Source organism: Rhodococcus sp. AG1013 (assembly GCF_003350365.1).
Taxonomy (GTDB): domain Bacteria; phylum Actinomycetota; class Actinomycetes; order Mycobacteriales; family Mycobacteriaceae; genus Prescottella.
On sequence record NZ_QQAT01000013.1, the window covers coordinates 118,885 to 131,538 of the forward strand.

Annotated in this window: 15 protein-coding genes, 1 tRNA gene and 1 pseudogene; 5 read left to right on the forward strand and 12 right to left on the reverse strand. The window is 68.4% G+C overall.

Features of this window, described 5'->3' with window-relative positions:
* Window positions 1-2 precede the first annotated feature (2 nt).
* Window positions 3-632 carry a 5,6-dimethylbenzimidazole synthase gene (gene bluB / locus DEU38_RS16950; RefSeq protein ID WP_114722614.1) on the reverse strand — a complete coding sequence of 210 codons (630 nt, stop codon included), beginning with the start codon at window positions 630-632 and terminating at the stop codon, window positions 3-5.
* 59 nt (window positions 633-691) lie between these two features.
* Window positions 692-1,762 (reverse strand): GTP-binding protein, encoded by a 1,071-nt coding sequence (locus tag DEU38_RS16955; protein ID WP_114722565.1) that lies wholly within the window; start codon window positions 1,760-1,762, stop codon window positions 692-694.
* 183 nt (window positions 1,763-1,945) lie between these two features.
* Between DEU38_RS16955 and DEU38_RS16960 the strand changes: the two genes are divergently transcribed.
* The 3 genes from DEU38_RS16960 to DEU38_RS16970 all read left to right on the forward strand — a co-directional run bounded on the left by DEU38_RS16960 (window position 1,946) and on the right by DEU38_RS16970 (window position 3,784).
* Window positions 1,946-2,662 carry a (2Fe-2S)-binding protein gene (locus DEU38_RS16960; protein WP_114722615.1) on the forward strand — a complete coding sequence of 239 codons (717 nt, stop codon included), beginning with the start codon at window positions 1,946-1,948 and terminating at the stop codon, window positions 2,660-2,662.
* 276 nt (window positions 2,663-2,938) lie between these two features.
* The gene (locus tag DEU38_RS16965) at window positions 2,939-3,235 is read left to right on the forward strand and encodes an antibiotic biosynthesis monooxygenase (protein WP_114722616.1); all 297 of its coding nucleotides are present in this window, start codon (window positions 2,939-2,941) and stop codon (window positions 3,233-3,235) included.
* 69 nt (window positions 3,236-3,304) lie between these two features.
* Window positions 3,305-3,784 (forward strand): GNAT family N-acetyltransferase, encoded by a 480-nt coding sequence (locus DEU38_RS16970; protein WP_114722566.1) that lies wholly within the window; start codon window positions 3,305-3,307, stop codon window positions 3,782-3,784.
* 75 nt (window positions 3,785-3,859) lie between these two features.
* On the opposite strand, the gene DEU38_RS16975 is transcribed toward DEU38_RS16970, so the two are convergent.
* The 3 genes from DEU38_RS16975 to DEU38_RS16985 form a co-directional block, all read right to left on the reverse strand.
* A tRNA-Ala gene (locus tag DEU38_RS16975) sits at window positions 3,860-3,932 on the reverse strand.
* Between the two features lie 145 nt (window positions 3,933-4,077).
* Window positions 4,078-4,827 (reverse strand): DsbA family protein, encoded by a 750-nt coding sequence (locus DEU38_RS16980; protein WP_114722567.1) that lies wholly within the window; start codon window positions 4,825-4,827, stop codon window positions 4,078-4,080.
* An 87-nt stretch (window positions 4,828-4,914) separates the two neighbouring features.
* Window positions 4,915-5,403: a MauE/DoxX family redox-associated membrane protein gene (locus DEU38_RS16985; RefSeq protein WP_114722617.1), complete on the reverse strand. Its 489-nt coding sequence runs from the start codon at window positions 5,401-5,403 to the stop codon at window positions 4,915-4,917.
* 73 nt (window positions 5,404-5,476) lie between these two features.
* Here DEU38_RS16985 and DEU38_RS29265 point away from each other — a divergent pair, with 73 nt between their 5' ends.
* Complete coding sequence (locus DEU38_RS29265; RefSeq protein WP_258557959.1) at window positions 5,477-6,232, forward strand: VIT1/CCC1 transporter family protein; 756 nt, start codon at window positions 5,477-5,479, stop codon at window positions 6,230-6,232.
* Between the two features lie 39 nt (window positions 6,233-6,271).
* Here DEU38_RS29265 and DEU38_RS16995 read toward each other — a convergent pair.
* The 5 genes and pseudogenes from DEU38_RS16995 to DEU38_RS29835 all read right to left on the reverse strand — a co-directional run.
* Window positions 6,272-7,471 (reverse strand): annotated as a pseudogene (locus tag DEU38_RS16995) (MFS transporter); the annotation flags it as partial.
* Between the two features lie 35 nt (window positions 7,472-7,506).
* Window positions 7,507-9,144, reverse strand: coding sequence for a phosphoglucomutase (alpha-D-glucose-1,6-bisphosphate-dependent) (pgm, locus tag DEU38_RS17000; RefSeq protein ID WP_114722570.1), 1,638 nt, complete (start codon window positions 9,142-9,144; stop codon window positions 7,507-7,509).
* 81 nt (window positions 9,145-9,225) lie between these two features.
* Window positions 9,226-9,570, reverse strand: coding sequence for a fluoride efflux transporter CrcB (gene crcB, locus DEU38_RS17005; protein ID WP_114722618.1), 345 nt, complete (start codon window positions 9,568-9,570; stop codon window positions 9,226-9,228).
* The gene (locus tag DEU38_RS17010; RefSeq protein ID WP_114722571.1) at window positions 9,567-9,929 is read right to left on the reverse strand and encodes a CrcB family protein; all 363 of its coding nucleotides are present in this window, start codon (window positions 9,927-9,929) and stop codon (window positions 9,567-9,569) included. Before DEU38_RS17010 ends, crcB begins: the two co-directional genes overlap by 4 nt.
* 23 nt (window positions 9,930-9,952) lie before the next feature.
* Window positions 9,953-10,174 carry a cupin domain-containing protein gene (locus DEU38_RS29835; protein ID WP_220181929.1) on the reverse strand — a complete coding sequence of 74 codons (222 nt, stop codon included), beginning with the start codon at window positions 10,172-10,174 and terminating at the stop codon, window positions 9,953-9,955.
* A gap of 33 nt (window positions 10,175-10,207) precedes the next feature.
* Between DEU38_RS29835 and DEU38_RS28860 the strand changes: the two genes are divergently transcribed.
* Window positions 10,208-10,549: a GNAT family N-acetyltransferase gene (locus DEU38_RS28860; protein WP_220181930.1), complete on the forward strand. Its 342-nt coding sequence runs from the start codon at window positions 10,208-10,210 to the stop codon at window positions 10,547-10,549.
* Here DEU38_RS28860 and DEU38_RS17020 read toward each other — a convergent pair.
* Both DEU38_RS17020 and DEU38_RS17025 read right to left on the reverse strand, forming a co-directional pair.
* The gene (locus DEU38_RS17020) at window positions 10,519-11,310 is read right to left on the reverse strand and encodes a DUF1295 domain-containing protein (protein WP_114722619.1); all 792 of its coding nucleotides are present in this window, start codon (window positions 11,308-11,310) and stop codon (window positions 10,519-10,521) included. The two genes, DEU38_RS28860 and DEU38_RS17020, sit on opposite strands and share 31 nt — an antisense overlap.
* 103 nt (window positions 11,311-11,413) lie before the next feature.
* On the reverse strand, window positions 11,414-12,643 hold the full coding sequence (locus DEU38_RS17025; RefSeq protein ID WP_258557965.1) for a cyclopropane-fatty-acyl-phospholipid synthase family protein: 1,230 nt from the start codon (window positions 12,641-12,643) through the stop codon (window positions 11,414-11,416).
* Window positions 12,644-12,654: the final 11 nt, after the last annotated feature.

Consider the following 12,654-nt stretch of genomic DNA (forward strand, 5'->3'; position numbering starts at 1 on the left):
AATCAGAAGCGTTCCCAGTGGATCGCGTCGGCCAGTGCCCGACGCGTCCGCCAGCCGAAACGCTCCAGATCGGGCACCTCCTGGAACTGGTCCACCTTGCCGACGCACAGCCACGCGATGGGGCGGACCGGGGCCGGGATGTCCAACAGTTCGGTGAGGTACTCCTCCTCGTAGAACGACACCCACCCGACGCCGATGTTCTCGGCGGCCGCGGCCAGCCAGAGGTTCTGGATGGCCAGCACCGCCGAGAACAGGCCGGTGTCGTCGATGGTGTGCCGGCCGAGGATGTTCTGGCCACCGCGCGACGGATCGTAGGTGACCACGATGCCGGTCCCGCTCTCGCGGATGCCCTCGATCTTGATGGGGTCGAACGTCTTCCGGCGATCCTCGGGCAACGAGTCGGCGAAGGCACGGCGACGGTCGGCGACGTGGTCGGCGAACGTCGCGAGGGTGTCGGGGTTGCGGACGACGATGAAGTCCCACGGCTGCGTGTTGCCGACGCTCGGTGCCGCGTGTGCCGCACCGAGCACCCGCTGCAATGTCTCGTCGGGGATCAGCTCGCCGCTGAACTCGGCGCGGACGTCACGGCGTCGGCGGATGGCTTCGTACACGGAAACAAGAGATTCGGTCACCACCCCACGGTAGCCGTCCCCGGAAAGCCCTCCCTGTAGAGCCGCTCGCGGGTATCCGATCAGGCGTCGACGGTGTAGCGGTGCACGCCCATCATCGTGTCCGCGTCGAGCCCCTCGGCCTCGGATTCGGTGCAGGCGTCCAGCATCGCGTCCACCGAGTCTGGATCCAGGTCGGTGCCGATCACGACCAGTTCGGTCCGACGGTGCTCGCCCGGGTTCCACCGCTGCGGATGGAACGCGATGTGGTCACCCACCACCTGCAGCAGGTACTTCTGTTGATGACCCGGCACGCCGAAGTACACGTACCCCTTGATCCGGTACACGCCCGCGGGCTGCTTCTCCAGGAAGCGGATGAGCCGACGCGGGTGCATCGGCAATTCGGACGCGAACGTGACGCTGTCGTAGAGCGTGTGGATGTGCGTGTCGTGATCGCCGCCGCATTCCCCGCAACCGGCGGCGTCTGCTGCGTCGGCGAGCAGATCGTCGAACGACAACTGTTGGCCCGGCCGGGGTTCGGGCCGCGGGGCACGGTCGAACAGCAGGCCGGGATCCACGCGCCCCTGCACGGTGGAGACCACAGCCGCCCGCGGATTGATCCCGCACACGTCGCCGAGAAGGGTGTCGTGGTCCTCCCCGCCGATGCGGTCCGTCTTGTTCAGCACGATCAGGTCGGCGATCGCGATGTGCTGGTCCAGTTCCGGATGCCGCGCCCGGCTGTTCTGGTACTCGGCACCGTCGACGAGCATGACGAGACCGCCGTACGTGATGTACGGGTTCTCACTGCCGAGTACCAGCCGAATCATGTTGCGCGGCTCCGCGAGTCCACTCGCCTCGACGACGATGACGTCGATCTCCGACGTCCGGTGCGCCAGCCGGTCCAGCATCGCGTCCATGTCGCTGACGTCCACCGCGCAGCACATACAGCCGTTGCTGAGCGCCATCATCGAATCGACTTGCCCCGCAACCATCATCGAGTCGATGTTGACCGAGCCGAAGTCGTTGACGATCACGCCGATCCGGGTGCCGCCGTTGTTGCGGAGCAGATGGTTGAGCAGGGTCGTCTTTCCCGACCCTAGGAAACCGGCCACGACGACGACAGGGATCGACCGCGGACCACGTTTCTTCGCCACTCCTCGATCCTCCGCGCCCCGACGTCACCTACATCACCGACCGGCCATGCTACTCGGTTGGGGCCGGTGTGTTTCCACTCGCGCGAGAGCCCATACAACAATGCCCCGGTCAAATGCCATATCGTTGGCGACATCGACGCACTCTCCCACCTGATCCGCACTCGCCCGGCGACCGAGCTTCTCGTGTCGTCGCCCTCCGAGGTCTCCAAGACCCTGGCCTCGCTGGCCACCGTCAACCCCTACTTCGTCGCCACCACAGGCGATCCCGGCCTGGGCGACTGGCGTCCGGCGAGTCGGCTGTACGACGAAGCGGACGCGCTCGCCGAGGTCGTCGGACATGTCGGAGCGCGCATCAGCTCGACGGAGTATCGCGTCGCGGCGTCGACGCTGTTCCTCGGGTATGCGGCGCGGTTGTGGTCGCTGGTGCTGGGCGGGGCCGTCCGTGATCGACGACTGCTGGACCTGGATCCGGCCGAGTTGCTGTGGCTCGACGACCACGGTCAGATCCGGTTGCACGTGCGCGAGCCTCGCGGCTGGGAGGGCGCAGATCTGGTGGATCTCGTGCGGGCGATGGTCCTCGACCGTCACCTCGAACCGATGGTCGACGCGATCCGGTCCGCCGAGCCGATGTCCGAGCGCCTGCTGTGGGGCAATGCGGCGTCCGCACTGATCGGGGCGGCGCGTGTGCTCGACGGCGACACCCGCACCGACGCCATCACCGTGACCGAGACGATCCTCCGTGATCCCCGCCTGACCGACACCGTCGACCGTGAGGGCGCGGGCTACCGACGTCGGAGCTGCTGCCTGTTCTATCGCACGCCGGTCTCCGGATACTGCGGCGACTGTGCGCTCACCCGTCCGAGCGAATCCGTCCACCACCAGGGGGACGAGTCGGTGTGACCACCGCAGGACCCGGCCACGCCACGATCGAGTTCGGCCGGTCGCACGTCCACCTGCGCACGGCTGACGCCCAGTCCGACGTCTCGAGAAATGGTCATTCGACCCAGCCGACGTGCTTCAGGCCACAAATTGCACTACAGTTCAAAAAGTTGCCCGACCCCCCCTGGGCAGCAACGGGCCCGCCCAGAATTCCCCCCCTGCCTGGGCGGGCCGTCGGGTGGTGGCGCGTGAGACTACTCCGCGTCACCACCCGGCACCGTGTGCGAGGATCCGTCGATGATCCTCGAGCATGCACCACTGCAGGTGAGACCGGGACAGGCCGCCGCATTCGAAGCGGCGTTCAGCCAGGCCAGAACGATCATCTCGGCGATGAAGGGGTTCCGGCGCCTCACGCTCTCACGCTGCCTCGAACGCCCCGGCGCTTATCTCCTCCTGGTGGAGTGGGACACGCTCGAGGACCACACCGAAGGGTTCCGCGGATCGGCGGAGTACCAGGACTGGCGTCGGCTGCTGCACCACTTCTACGACCCGTTCCCCACCGTCGAGCACTACGCGCCCGTCGACGACGCCTGACACGCCCGCCACTGGCGCGGCGTGCAGGGACCGCCGGGGACGGCACCCGACCCTGCAGAATGAGCGCTCATGGAATCACTTGTCATCCTGAGTGACGTCGACGCCGGCGAGCTGCTGACCCTGCAGCGGGCCGCCTACGTCACCGAGGCACAGGCCCACCACGATCCGAACCTTCCGCCGTTGACGCAGACGTCGGAGGAGCTGCAGCGCGAGCTGCGGGACGACGCGGTGCTCGCCCTCGGACTGCGCGGCGACTCGTCGCGACTGGTGGCAGCGGTGCGCGTCGGCATCGGGCAACCCGACCGGCGGACCGCCGAACTCGGCCGGCTGGTGGTCGCACCCGACATGCAGGGGCGGGGCCTGGGCAGCAGGCTACTGTCCCTCACCGAGCAGCATCTCCCGGAGTCGGTCACCGAGATGCGGTTGTTCACCGGCGAGTTCAGCAGCGGGAACCTGCGGCTGTACGCGCGGTTCGGCTATCACGAGACGCACCGCACCCCGACACCGTCCGGCTACGATCTTGTGCACCTCGCCAAGACCGTCGGCTGACCGCCGTCCGCGCCGATCGGCGATACGAGAAACTCCGGGCCACGATCGTGATGATCGTGACCCGGAGTTTCGGAGTGGAGCTAAGGGGACTCGAACCCCTGACCCCCACACTGCCAGTGTGGTGCGCTACCAGCTGCGCCATAGCCCCGTGTTGAGTTGTTCTCTGCGCTTCGGGAGTGACTCCCTCGTGCTGAAAGAAAGTTACACCATCGCCGTCGCGGGCAACAAATCGCCTGGTCAGAGGAAAGCAGGCCGTGGTGGCCGACCCGGTCTGGGTCGGCCACCACCGGGTCCTACTGCGTCACCTGCGACACCCAGTCGGGGTTGCCGAGCGCGTCGATCACTTCACCGTTGTGGACGACGGCCGGGGTGCCGGTCGCGCCGGACGCGGCGAGGGCCTGACGGCCGGTCTCGGCGTCCGCGGCAGCTTGCTGCATCCGCTCACCGCTGGTGATGCAGTTGACGGCGGCCTCGTTGGCGCCGGCGTCCTTCGCGAGCTTCGCGAGGTCCTCGTTGGAGAGGTCCGACTTGCCGTTCTCCGCGGGCTGGTTGGCCGGCGAGAACAGCTCGCCGTGGAACGTGGAGTACGCGATGGCGTCCCCGGTCTGGGCGACGCACTGCGACGCGGCGACCGCGCGCGTGGAGAAGTCACCGCTGGCCGAGAGCCGGTTGAGGAAGTTGAGGATGTGGTAGCGGACCGCGAGCTTGCCGTCGTCGACGGCCTGCGCCACCTCCTGGCCGTGCTTCTGCTCGAGCTGCGCGCAGAACGGGCACATCGGGTCCTCGAACACGTCGATCGTGTTCGTGACGTCGGGCAGGCCGAGGCGCACGACGCCGGCGTCCTCCATCGTCACCTGGACGGCGGAGTTCTGCACCCCCCCGTATCCCTCGTTCCGCGGCTTGTCGTTGTCCTTGGTCAACAGGATGCCGCCGATCACCAGCGCCGCGATCACGACGATCGCGAGACCGCCGACGATGTACGTGGCCTTGCTGGAGGTCGGTTGAGGGTTGTACTTGGCCGACTTCGGCTTCTTCGAACTCACTTCGCGTCCTTCGTCATAGGTGTGAGATCCGTTCGGGGAACTGACTGCGGCGCCTGCTCCATCATGTGGGCAGGCACAGCTCGACGACTACTCTGCCACCGCTGCCTGAGCGGGTACTGAGAGCGGTCCGCGGGAGCGCGGGCCGAGGGACAGCGGGCTCCGCGGGAACACCACCAGCCACACCGCCAGCGCCAGGAAGCCGACGTCGCGGGCGACCTCCCGCGCGTAGTCCCACCCGTCGACGTCGGCGACACCACCGCCGCCGAAGCAGCCGCAGTCGATCGACAGACCGCGCGCCCACACCGAGACGATGACACCGATCAGAACGAGCAGCGCGGCCGCCGACACGATGGCGGTCAGTCGCACACCCAGGCCGATCACCAGGAACAGTCCGAGCGCGATCTCGAACATCGGCATCGTGTACGCGACGGGACGGACGAGATCCTCGGGCAGCAACTGGTACGCGCGCACCGCGACGACGGTCTGGGTGGGGTCGATGAATTTGATCCATCCGGAGATCAGCCACACAGCCGCCAGACCGAAGCGCGCCAACAGGCTCACAATGCGTATCCACACGCCCCACACGCTACCGAACAGGTATGCCTCGGCTTTCTAGATCATGTGCGTTTTCGCAGCTAGATTCGGCTGTGTGAACGACTCTGCCCCCGATCCCGACACGTCGAACACGGCGTCCCCGGCCGCCCGGCCGCACGACTTCGACCACACGCATTCGGACGTCTCCGGCGGCTGGCTGCGCGCGGCGGTGTTCGGCGCGATGGACGGCCTGGTGACCAACACGTCGCTGATCGCGGGCGTCGGCGGCGCGGGCGTGGAAGCACACACGGTGATCCTCAGCGGTGTCGCAGGTCTGGTGGCCGGCGCATTCTCGATGGCGCTCGGCGAGTACACGTCGGTGTCGACGTCCAACGAGCAGATCGACGCCGAGGTGCGGGTCGAACGCCGGGCATTGCACAGGCATCCCGAGGCGGAGGAGGCCGAGCTGGTCGAGACCTTCACCACAATGGGCATGAGCGAGCGGACGGCGACGGCCGCGGCCGCGGAGGTGCACGCCGACACCGAGCGTGCCGTCAACATCCACATCACCCACGAGCTGGGCGTCAACCCGCTGGAGAAGCCGTCACCGCTCGTGGCGGCCGGCTCGTCGTTCGTGATGTTCTCGATCGGCGCGATCATCCCGCTGATCCCCTACCTGCTGGGGTTCGAATCGCTGGTCGCGGGGCTCGCGGTGGGCGGCTTCGGTCTACTGCTCGCGGGCGCGCTCGCGGCGCACTTCACCGCCCAGTCCAAGATCCGTGGCGCACTCCGGCAGCTGGTGTTCGGTGCGATCGCGGTCGGTGCCACCTACGTGGTCGGCGCGCTCATCGGAATCGGTGTGCCCGGCTGACGCTGCATCCGACGCCTCCCCGTCGGTGTCGGTGTCGTCCGGCACCCGCCCCTTGGGCACCAGGAACCACAACACCATCGGCAACAGCATGATGGTCCCACTCACGGCCCAGGCCGCGCCGTAGGACCAGGCCTGCGCCACGATCCCGGCGACGAGCGGGCCGGCGAACGCGCCCACGTCGTTCATCATCTGGAACAGGGCCAGGACCGGGCCACCGCGCCGCTTGGACCCGACGACGTCGGCGACCGCGGCCTGCTGCGCCGGTCCCATCACACCCGACCCGATGCCGCACACCGCGGTCGCGATCAGGAATACGACGATGTTGTCGCTGGCCCCCATCGCGATCGTGGACACTCCGCAGATCGCCAGTCCGACGAGCATGAACGGCTTGCGGCCGATGCGGTCGGTCATCCGCCCCGCCTGCATCAGGACGGCGGCGTTGCCGAGCGCGAACACGGTGAGGGCGATCGCGGCCGTGGTGCCGTCGCCGTCGAGCATCTCGACGACGAACAACGGCACCAGCGAGATCCGGACACCGAAGATCACCCAGCCGGTGACCAGGTTCGCGCCGAGTGACGCCCGGAACATCGACGACTGGAGTCCCTCTCGGATCGTCATGATCGGCATCGCCCCGTGGACCTCCGGCGCGGCCAGGTGCGACTTGCGGAGCGCGAAGAACACGACGGTCGCGGCCACGAGCAGGGCGACCGCGTAGATGACGAACGGGACGCGCAGACCGAACCGCACGAGTGCGCCACCGAACAGCGGTCCCGTGATCGTGCCGATCAGGAACGCCGCCGAGTACACACCGGACACCCGCCCGCGGCCGCCGGGTGGCGACATGCGGATCAGCAGGCCCAGTGCCGACACGGTGAACATCGTGGACCCGATGCCGCCGAGACCCCGGAACACCAGCAGCTGCCAGTAGTCCTGTGCGAACGCGCACGCCCCCGTCGAGACCGCGGTGATGATCAACCCTGCCAGATAGGTGGGCCGCTCCCCCAGCTTCTGCACCAGGGTGCCGCTCATCGGCGCGAAGATCAGCCGCATCAGCGCGAACGCGCTGATCACGGCACTGGCGGCGGTGACGCCGACGTCGAAGCTGCGGGCGAACTGCGGCAACGCGGGCGCTACGATGCCGAACCCGACGGCGACGATGAACGCCGACACGACGAGTACCCAGATCTCCTTGGGAAGTTTCGCCTCAGCGCTCGTCGAGGTAGACGTCAATTTTCTCATTGCCGATCAATCTATCGGCGCACTCGAACGGTGGTTCAGCCCAGTCCCAGTGCCCGGGAGACCACGTCCTGCGCCGCGGCCTGCACCTGCGCGAGATGGTCGGGGCCACGGAACGATTCGGCGTAGATCTTGTAGACGTCCTCGGTGCCGGACGGCCGCGCCGCGAACCAGGCGTTCTCGGTGGTGACCTTGAGCCCGCCGATCGCCGCACCGTTCCCGGGCGCCGACGTGAGCGTGGCCGTGACCGGTTCACCGGCCAGGTCGGTCGCGGTGACCTGTTCCGGCGACAGCTTCGACAGCACCGCCTTCTGGTCGCGGGTCGCGGGCGCGTCGATCCGCGCGTACGCGGGATCGCCGAACTGCCGGGTCAGTTCCCGGTACCGCGCCGACGGGCTCTGCCCGGTGACCGCGGTGATCTCGGCCCCGAGCAGCGCCAGCAGGATGCCGTCCTTGTCGGTGGTCCACACGGTGCCGTCGTGGCGCAGGAACGACGCCCCGGCGCTCTCCTCACCGCCGAAACCGAGCGAACCGTCCAGCAGTCCCGGAACGAACCACTTGAATCCGACCGGCACCTCGACGACAGGTCGGCCCAGCCCGCCGGCCACCCGGTCGATCATCGAGGAACTGACGAGGGTCTTGCCGACCTTCGTGGTCGGCGACCATCCCGCGCGGTACGTGTAGAGGTAGTCGATGGCGACCGCGAGGTAGTGGTTGGGGTTCATCAGCCCGCCGTCGGGGGTGACAATGCCGTGCCGGTCCGCGTCGGCGTCGTTACCGGTGGCGAGGTCGAACCGGTCCCGGGCAGCGATCAGCGACGCCATCGCGTACGGCGACGAGCAGTCCATCCGGATCTTGCCGTCACCGTCGAGGGTCATGAACCGCCACGTCGCGTCCACCAGCGGATTGACCACAGTCAGGTCGAGCCGGTGCCGTTCGGCGATGGCGCCCCAGTAGTCGACCGATGCGCCGCCGAGCGGGTCGGCCCCGATCCGCAGGCCCGACGCCCGGATCGCGTCGAGGTCGAGCACGGTGGGCAGGTCGTCGACGTAGGCGGCGAGAAAGTCGTAGCGTCCGGCCGTCTCTAGCGCCCGCGCGAGCGGGACACGCGCGACAGCGGACAGTCCCGAGCGCAACAGGTCGTTGGCGCGGTCCGCGATCACGGTGGTCGCATCGCTGTCCGCGGGGCCGCCGTGCGGCGGGTTGTACTTGAAGCCGCCGTCGCGCGGCGGGTTGTGCGACGGTGTGACGACGATGCCGTCGGCCCGGGCGGCCGGACCGGACGCGTTGTGCCGCAGGATCGCGTGGCTGACCGCTGGCGTCGGGGTGTAGCCGTCGCGTGAATCGATCACCACCGCAACATCGTTGGCGACCAGAACCTCGAGCGCTGTCACCCAGGCCGGCTCCGACAGCGCGTGCGTGTCGCGACCGAGGAACAGCGGACCGGTGATGCCCTGCGCGGCGCGGTATTCGACGATGGCCTGCGTCGTCGCGAGGATGTGGGCCTCGTTGAACGCCGAGTCGAGGCTCGAGCCTCGGTGTCCGGACGTCCCGAACACCACCTGTTGCAGCGGATCCGCCGGGTCGGGGGTGCGCGTGTAATAGGCGGACACCAGATGCGCCAGATCCTCCAGATCCTCCGGCAACGCCACCTGTCCCGCTCGTTCGTGCACCATCTACCCCTCCGACTTCGACCCGATGAAACGCTGTGGAACGCTTCGGCTCCATCGTGCCAGGACCGGAGGCTACCGGCCGGTTCACGAGGTGATCCGAAACCCCGCCCACGCGAATCCGATACCGACGGCGAGACTGGCCGCGACATACACCGCAGACGTCACGGACCGCCGCACCCGGGTCAGACCGACAGCCTCGTTCGCGAACGTCGAGTATGTGGTGAGGCCCCCACAGAAACCGGTGCCGAGCACTGCGAACACCGCCGCCGGCAGCGTCGCGCCCGCGAGCAGACCGAGGATCAGACAGCCGACGGCGTTCACGACGAACGTGGGCACCGGGAAGCTGCCGTACGAGTGCAGGTGTCGTCCGGCGAGATACCGCACACCCGCTCCGACGCCCCCACCGAGCGCGACCCACAACACCGTCACGACACCGACCCCCGACGCGTGTGCCACACCTCGCCTATCCCCATGCCGAGACGCGCGGCGAACAGCGCCGGCACCAACGTCGCGAGGAGGTACAGCACCGCGACGCCCGGGTTCTGCACGACATCGACCGCGAACGTCGAGAACGTCGTGAATCCGCCCAGCACCCCGACCCCGAGGAACAGCCGCCACAACCGGTCCGGTCCGACCATCGCCGCGAGCACTCCGAGAAGCAGCGAACCGACGACGTTGACCACGACGATGGTCCAGATACCGGGGAACTGCTGGGCCAGCAGATAGCGCACACTCGCACCGATCGCCCCACCTGCCGCGACCACGGCCAGCGTCCGCGCCTCGGTCATCGCCCGCCGTCCTTCCCTTGCGGTCACCGCGCCTGTGAGTCGGTCCGGCCCGCGCGGGACCGACCGCGCGAACCCGGCGTCCGCGCCCTCATGATCATCGCCGCCACGAAGTATCGGCACGGTGATTGTCCGTCATTGACGAACCGGTGCGGGGCGTCCGCCTCGAAGTACAGCGTGTCCCCGGCGGCGAGCACCCATTCGCTGTCGCCGACGCCGACCGTGAGCCGGCCGTCGAGGACGTGCACGAACTCGTGCGAGTTGGGGGCGTACGCCGGGAAGTGCCCCGCGTCGCACCCTGGAAGACGCGGTCGGCGTACCGGTACTGCGTCGAGGAATCGATCTATCTGGCGCCGTGGGCCACCGGTCGACGGCTCGGCGGTGCGCTGCTCGACCGGACGCTCGCCGAATGCGCCCGCCTCGGCATCCGCGAGGTGATCGCGGTGCTGACGTCGGAGACCGGCGCGCCCGACTCCGGCTCGTGCCACCTGCACCGCAGGCGCGAGTTCGAGGTTGCCGGACGGCTGCTCGGCGTGGGGTTCGAACACGAGACGTCCCTCGACACGATCATCATGCAGCGCGCGCTACCCGATCATCCACGCGGCGGCAACGGCACGAAATAGCTGGTGCGCTGCTGGTAGTCACGGTACCCGGGCCGCTCGGCCATGTGCTGCTCGAGCAGGCGCGCACCGGTCGCGAAGACCAGGAAGTACGTCATCGCCAGCGGCGAGAGGATCGTGAGAACGCCGGGCCACGTCTGCGCGGCGACGAGGAAGATCCCCCACCACACGCACGCGTCGCCGAAGTAGTTCGGATGACGAGTCCAGCCCCACAGGCCGCGGTCCATGATCGTGCCGCGATTCGCCGGGTCCGCCTTGAACGCCGACATCTGTGCGTCCCCGACGGATTCGAACACGACCCCGACCGTCCACACGATCACGCCCAGTACGGTCAGCACCCCGCAGGGCCCGTGCGTGACGGCGGCGACCTGAACGGGCAGAGAGACGAACCAGAGCGCGATGCCCTGCGTGATGTAGATCTTGCGGATCGCGGTGAGCGTCCGGTTCCCGCCGGCGTCGTCGAGGAGCTTTTCATAGCGCGGGTCCTCTCCGTGCCCGCGCGAGCGCCGCTCCATGTGTATCGCGAGCCGCAGTCCCCACACCGCAACGAGGCCGGCGAGCAGCCAGCGTCGCCACTCGTCGCCGTCGCCGAATGCCGCCGCAACCAGCGCGACGAGGACGAAGCCGACACCCCAGGACACGTCGACCACATTGTGCCGGGCCCGCCGGAACCCGAAGGCGGCGGTGACCACCATGAGGATGACGATCGCGATCACACTCGTGATGGTGACGAGCGCGAAACCGCCCCAATCGAAACCGTTCATCTCGAGACCATTCATCGCGCCGCCCATTCCGTCCGCACGTTCCCCACCTCGAGGCCCGCGGCCTCGACAAGTCCGACGGTCTCCCCCGGCCCGGTCGTCGTCATCACGCATCCCTCCGGTCGAGGACGATCTGCTGCACGTCGAGGTAGCCCGAGCGGAACCCGGCCTCCGAGTAGCAGAGGTAGAAGTGCCACATCCGGCGGAAGACGTCGTCGAATCCGAGCGCGGCGACGTCGTCCGCGTGCTCGGCGAACCGCTCGTCCCACAGCCGCAGCGTCCGCGCGTAGTGGTCGCCCATCGACAACCGTTGCCGCACGCGCAGGTTCGTCTGATGTTCGGTGATCTCCTCGATCGCCCGGACGGATGGCAGGAATCCGCCGGGGAAGATGTACTTGTGCACCCAGGTGTAGGTGTTGCGGGTGGCGAGCATCCGGTCGTGCGGCATCGTGATCGCCTGGATCGCGACTCGTCCACCGGGCGCCAGCACCCGATCGAGGGTGCGGAAGTAGGTGCCCCAGAACTGGTGCCCCACGGCCTCGATCATCTCCACCGACACCACCGCGTCGTACCGGCCGTCGACCCGCCGGTAGTCCAGCAGATCCACCTGTACCCGGTCGGCGTATCCGGCCTCGGCGATCCGCTTGCACGCCAGGTCCTGCTGCTCGGTGGACAACGTCACCGATCGAACGGTCGCGCCGCGGGCGGCCGCCCGGATCGCGAGTTCGCCCCAGCCCGTGCCGATCTCGAGCACCCGGCTGCCCTCGCGCACACCCGCACCGTCGAGCAGGTGGTCGATCTTGCGGTGCTGGGCCGCGACCAGGTCGTCCCACGACGGGACGGTCTCGTCGCGTCCGAACAGCGCACTGGAATAGGTCAGCGTGTCGTCGAGGAACAACCCGAACAACTCGTTCGACAGGTCGTAGTGGCGCGAGATGTTCGAGCGGGTGTTGCGGGTGGTGTTCTTCTCGCTGCCCGGCGGCTTCGGAATCACCATGCCCCGCAGGCGCTGCAATGGGCCCGGGATCAGCGTCGCGGCGCGGGCCGCGAACACCTCGAGCACCGCGGTGAGGTCGGGTGCCGACCAGTCACCGGCCATGTACGCCTCGCCGAAGCCGATCAGTCCACTCCGACCCACCCGCGCCGTGAAGTCACGCGGCCGGTGCACGAGCATGACCGGCGCATCCGGCGCGGCGGGATCGCCCAGGACGCGGCCGTCGGGGAACTCGACCCGGACAGGCAGTCGCGAGACGGCGTGCCGGAACAACCCGTCGGCGATCCGGCCGGCGGCCTGCGCTCGCGGCCCGCTCGGCACCCGGTGCAGATCTCCCCACATGCAGCGGCCCG

Bases quoted from the DNA above. Each gene is read 5' to 3' on its own strand.
- DEU38_RS16970 (WP_114722566.1), top strand. From the start codon at position 3,305: ATGGAATCACTTGTCATCCTGAGTGACGTCGACGCCGGCGAGCTGCTG.
- pgm (WP_114722570.1), bottom strand. From the start codon at position 9,144: ATGGTGCACGAACGAGCGGGACAGGTGGCGTTGCCGGAGGATCTGGAG.
- DEU38_RS17010 (WP_114722571.1), bottom strand. From the start codon at position 9,929: ATGACCGAGGCGCGGACGCTGGCCGTGGTCGCGGCAGGTGGGGCGATC.
- DEU38_RS16965 (WP_114722616.1), top strand. From the start codon at position 2,939: ATGATCCTCGAGCATGCACCACTGCAGGTGAGACCGGGACAGGCCGCC.
- DEU38_RS17025 (WP_258557965.1), bottom strand. From the start codon at position 12,643: ATGTGGGGAGATCTGCACCGGGTGCCGAGCGGGCCGCGAGCGCAGGCC.
- DEU38_RS17020 (WP_114722619.1), bottom strand. From the start codon at position 11,310: ATGAACGGTTTCGATTGGGGCGGTTTCGCGCTCGTCACCATCACGAGT.